Source organism: Sphingomonas populi (assembly GCF_004208535.1).
Taxonomy (GTDB): Bacteria; Pseudomonadota; Alphaproteobacteria; order Sphingomonadales; family Sphingomonadaceae; genus Sphingomonas; species Sphingomonas populi.
Genome location: NZ_SGIS01000133.1, coordinates 1 through 1,731 on the forward strand (window position 1 = coordinate 1; position 1,731 = coordinate 1,731).

2 protein-coding genes and 2 pseudogenes are annotated in these 1,731 nt (G+C 59.2%); 2 read left to right on the forward strand and 2 right to left on the reverse strand.

The window, feature by feature from the left end; genetic code table 11:
- Positions 1-278: 278 nt before the first annotated feature.
- Positions 279-401, forward strand: a pseudogene (locus tag EWE75_RS24470) (IS110 family transposase); the annotation flags it as partial.
- On the opposite strand, the pseudogene EWE75_RS25955 reads toward EWE75_RS24470, so the two are convergent.
- Positions 391-534, reverse strand: a pseudogene (locus EWE75_RS25955) (integrase); the annotation flags it as partial. The pseudogenes EWE75_RS24470 and EWE75_RS25955 sit on opposite strands and share 11 nt — an antisense overlap.
- A gap of 377 nt (positions 535-911) precedes the next feature.
- Between EWE75_RS25955 and EWE75_RS26395 the strand changes: the two are divergent.
- Positions 912-1,100: a hypothetical protein gene (locus EWE75_RS26395; RefSeq protein ID WP_165388536.1), complete on the forward strand. Its 189-nt coding sequence runs from the start codon at positions 912-914 to the stop codon at positions 1,098-1,100.
- A 192-nt stretch (positions 1,101-1,292) separates the two neighbouring features.
- On the opposite strand, the gene EWE75_RS24480 is transcribed toward EWE75_RS26395, so the two are convergent.
- Positions 1,293-1,622 (reverse strand): flavin reductase family protein, encoded by a 330-nt coding sequence (locus tag EWE75_RS24480; RefSeq protein ID WP_130160620.1) that lies wholly within the window; start codon positions 1,620-1,622, stop codon positions 1,293-1,295.
- Between the last annotated feature and the right edge of the window lie 109 nt (positions 1,623-1,731).

Here is a 1,731-nt window from a genome sequence, read left to right on the forward strand (position 1 = left end):
GCGACCACCGACGCCAACCGCGCCGCATCTTCAGAGTTTACGATCACACATACGATCTGGGACATCCCGCCAGACTCGCACGAAACTAACCGATTGTGAATCACCTGATTGGGTCAGTGCACTAGAAAGGTCGTCGACGAAGCCGGTGGCGTATCGGGTCTGGACGTGAAACACGCGGGCATGGGTGTGGATCGGCCTGCATAAAGATCCCATGTGCGCGGGCTGGCGCTGATTGAGGCAGACTGACCTTCCCGCTTTATCGTTTAAGGAGGTCGCCTGTGTCCCTATCGTGCTCTGCCGTCGTCAGCACGCACCTGAACGCCAACTTCGTGTCGCTGGAACGGAGCCGTTCCACCTGGCTCGTGAGGTCGCTGTCGCCGGGTCGCGGGGAGCGCATGTCGGCCGTGGGCTGAGATAGGCAGTCGCCCCCTCCCCTCCTGTTCGCCCTTGCTGCGTGGGATGCTCAGCAGCCGCTTCGGGATCAATCGCTTCGAGGATGTGCTCGACCTCAATCGCGACCAGTTCCGAGGCTCGTTCTTCTCGCCTTCGGTCAGAACATGAAGCGGGGGTGGCGCCATCCGAAGCTTGAACCACCCACCGCCGCTCCGCGCAAGCCCCTTTGGCCAACCACCTGAGCAGTTACCCCTGATCGGTGTTGAAGATCTCCGGCGCCCCGAAGCGCGTCAGCGCTTCCTCTCAAGCTTCGATGCAGAAATCGGTCCCCAGAGTGATCAACAGCCGCCATCCGGGAGAGTTTGGTGTCGGCCCCGACAGCATAGCTTGCCAGGGCGGAGGGCTTGAGTTCGTGTCGTCGTTTCCCGAACCGGATAGCCCATCGCCGTTGACACGCGGACTTGCGGGGCAAAGATCGCGTCTCCGCAGTCGATGGCATATTGGACATTGCGCAGCACATGAGCGATACTGACCTAATGCGCCTTGCCCAGTTCCTGCTGCCCGGCATAGCGATCCGATATCCAGACGTCGGGCTGATGATCGCCGAGCATCTCCTCGGCGACGCTGCGGGATCGGCGACATTACTTCGCATTCGCCGCCGCACCGGGAACCGCCGAAAATTCCTCCCGCTCGCTCGATCCGCATGACAAACGCGCTGTGCTTCGCCACCTAAACGTACAAAGCCGAGCTAACGGCAAGCCGGCTGGCGCGAGAAATGATCCGCCGCCCTTGGAACTCAGGTTTAACCAGCGGTCAAACTCGATTCCCGAATTGGCCTTTTCCGCTTCGCTCGTGAAGTGCGCCAAAAAATCTGATCATCGTTCGCACTTTTAATATATCTATAATTTTATGCCCTCTGTCTTGTGGTAGCCGCCGCCGAAAAACAGGAGCGGCAGAGCATCACGCTCTCTCTCGAGATGTTCAACGCGCCCCACCACGAGCAAGTGGTCGCCGAGTTCGTGGATCACCTCCGTTTCGCAATCGATCCAGGCAAGGACGTTGTCGAGGATAGGTTGGCCGCTGGGGCTAGAACGGTGGCTTAATCCGGCAAATTTGTCGGGAGAACTCGCTGCAAAGCGCTTGCACGCGTCAAGCTGATCGGAACCGAGGACGCTGACGCAAAAGCGACCGATTTCGGCAATTCCAAGCCAGCTAGTGCACTGACCCAATCAGGTGATTCACAATCGGTTAGTTTCGTGCGAGTCTGGCGGGATGTCCCAGATCGTATGTGTGATCGTAAACTCTGAAGATGCGGCGCGGTTGGCGTCGGTGGTCGCC